Origin of the sequence: Streptococcus mitis (assembly GCF_946188375.1) — a bacterium.
GTDB lineage: Bacteria > Bacillota > Bacilli > Lactobacillales > Streptococcaceae > Streptococcus > Streptococcus mitis_CX.
Genome location: NZ_CAMHUS010000019.1, coordinates 1 through 2,914 on the forward strand (window position 1 = coordinate 1; position 2,914 = coordinate 2,914).

The following is a 2,914-nucleotide window of genomic DNA, read 5'->3' on the forward strand; positions in this document are numbered from 1 at the left end:
GAAAAAGCCAAAGCTAAAGAAGATGCTAAGGCAAAAGCCGACGCAGCGAAGACTGCAATCGACAAAGCGACAACAAACGATGCAGTAACTCAAGCTAAAAACGCTGGGGCAACATCAGTAGATTCGGTGACTCCAACGCCGGTAGCCAAACCAGCTGCAAAACAAGCCATCGATGACGCATTGAAAGCTAAGAATGACACGATTGACGCGAACAACGACTTAACAGCGGAAGAAAAAGCCAAAGCTAAAGAAGATGCTAAGGCAAAAGCCGACGCAGCGAAGACTGCAATCGACAAAGCGACAACAAATGCAGCGGTAGAACAAGCTAAAAATGATGGAGCAACAAGTGTATCTTCAGTAACTCCAACACCAACAGCTAAACCGGCTGCAAAACAAGCCATCGATGACGCATTGAAAGCCAAGAATGACGCAATTGATGCGAACAATGACTTAACAGACGAAGAAAAAACTGCGGCGAAAGCTGATGCAAAAGCCAAAGCCGACGCAGCGAAACAAGCAATCGACAACGCAACAACAAATGCGGCGGTAGATCAAGCTAAGGCTGATGGAACAACAGAAGTAAACAATGTAACTCCAACACCAGTAGCGAAGCCAGCGGCAAAACAAGCCATCGATGACGCATTGAAAGCCAAGAATGATACGATTGACGCGAACAACGACTTAACAGCGGAAGAAAAAGCTGCAGCTAAGCAAGAAGCGCAAGACAAAGCGACTGCAGCGAAACAAGCGATCGACAACGCAACAACAAATGCGGCGGTAGACCAAGCTAAGGCTGATGGAACAACAGAAGTGAACAATGTAACTCCAACACCAGTAACGAAGCCAGCAGCTAAGAAAGCCATCGACGATGCACTGAAAGCAAAGAATGACGCGATTGATGCAAACAATGACTTAACAGCAGAAGAAAAAGCTAAAGCTAAGGAAGATGCAAAAGTCAAAGCTGACGCAGCGAAGACTGCAATCGACAACGCAACAACAAACGATGCAGTTGAGAAAGCTAAAAACGCTGGGGCAGCAAGTGTATCATCAGTCACTCCAACAGCGCAAGCGAAGCCAGTGGCTAAAAAAGCAATAGAAGACGCATTAAAAGCTAAGGAAGCAGCAATTGACGCAAACAACGACTTAACAGACGAAGAGAAAACTGCAGCGAAAGCTGATGCGAAAGCCAAAGCCGACGCAGCGAAGACTGCAATTGACAATGCAACCACAAACGATACCGTAACGCAAGCTAAAAACGACGGAGCGACAAGTGTATCATCAGTCACTCCAACACCAACAGCTAAACCGGCTGCTAAGAAGGCCATCGAAGATGCGCTGAAAGCTAAGGAAGCAGCAATCAACGCAAATAATGACTTAACAGACGAAGAAAAAGCCAAAGCTAAGCAAGAAGCGCAAGACAAGGCAGCTGCAGCGAAACAAGCGATCGATAATGCGACAACAAACGCGGGAGTAGACCAAGCTAAGGCTAATGGAACAACAGAAGTAAATAATGTAAATCCAACAGCAGTGGCAAAACCAGCAGCTAAAAAAGCAATCGACGATGCCCTAAAAGCTAAAAATGACGCGATTGATGCCAATAACGATTTGACTGCTGAAGAAAAAGCAAAAGCAAAAGCAGACGCGAAAGCGAAAGCTGACGCAGCGAAGCAAGCAATCGACAACGCAACCACAAACGATGCAGTAGAACAAGCTAAAAATGACGGAGCGACAAGTATATCTTCAGTCACTCCAACACCAACAGCTAAACCGGCTGCAAAACAAGCCATCGATGACGCATTGAAAGCCAAGAATGACGCGATTGATGCCAACAATGACTTAACAGACGAAGAAAAAACTGCGGCGAAAGCTGATGCAAAAGTCAAAGCCGACGCAGCGAAAATAGCAATCGACAACGCAACAACAAATGCGGGAGTAGACCAAGCTAAGGCTGATGGAACAACAGAAGTAACCAATGTGACTCCAACGCCGGTAGCCAAACCTGCAGCTAAGAAAGCAATCGACGATGCACTGAAAGCTAAGAACGACGCAATCGACGCAAACAATGACCTAACAGCAGAAGAGAAAACAAAAGCTAAGGAAGACGCGAAAGCCAAAGCTGACGCAGCGAAGCAAGCAATCGACAACGCGACAACAAACGATGCGGTAGAACAAGCTAAGGCTAATGGAACAACAGAAGTAAACAATGTAACTCCAACGCCAGTAGCCAAACCGGCTGCAAAACAAGCCATCGATGACGCATTGAAAGCCAAGAATGACGCGATTGATGCGAACAATGACTTAACAGACGAAGAAAAAACTGCGGCGAAAGCTGATGCAAAAGCCAAAGCCGACGCAGCGAAACAAGCGATCGACAACGCAACAACAAATGCAGCGGTAGAACAAGCTAAAAATGATGGAGCAACATCAGTAGATTCGGTGACTCCAACGCCGGTAGCCAAACCAGCAGCTAAGAAATCCATCGATGACGCATTGAAAGCTAAGAACGACGCGATTGATGCGAATAATGACTTAACAGACGAAGAAAAAACTGCGGCGAAAGCTGATGCAAAAGCCAAAGCCGACGCAGCGAAGACTGCAATCGACAACGCGACAACAAATGCTGACGTTGAGAATGCAAAAACTACTGGAGTGGCAGATGTAAACTCATTGAATCCAGTAGCGGTTAAGAAACCAGAGGCGAAAAAAGCAGTAGAAGAAGCTCTTAAAGCAAAAGAAACAGAGATTGATGCGAACAATGACTTAACAGCAGAAGAAAAACTAGCAGCTAAGGAAGAAGCTAAGGCAAAAGCAGATGCAGCTAAGAAAGCAATCGATGGAGCTGATACAGATATTAAGGTTGATGTAAATAGTATATCTGGTTTAAGTGATGTAAATTCATTTAGTCCAGAACCAG

Annotated in this window: 1 protein-coding gene; it reads left to right on the forward strand. The window is 45.6% G+C overall.

Going from position 1 to position 2,914, the window contains the following annotated elements:
• The coding region (locus tag N8M16_RS09990) for a DUF1542 domain-containing protein (protein ID WP_261070139.1) at positions 1–2,914 on the forward strand (2,914 nt) is incomplete at both ends.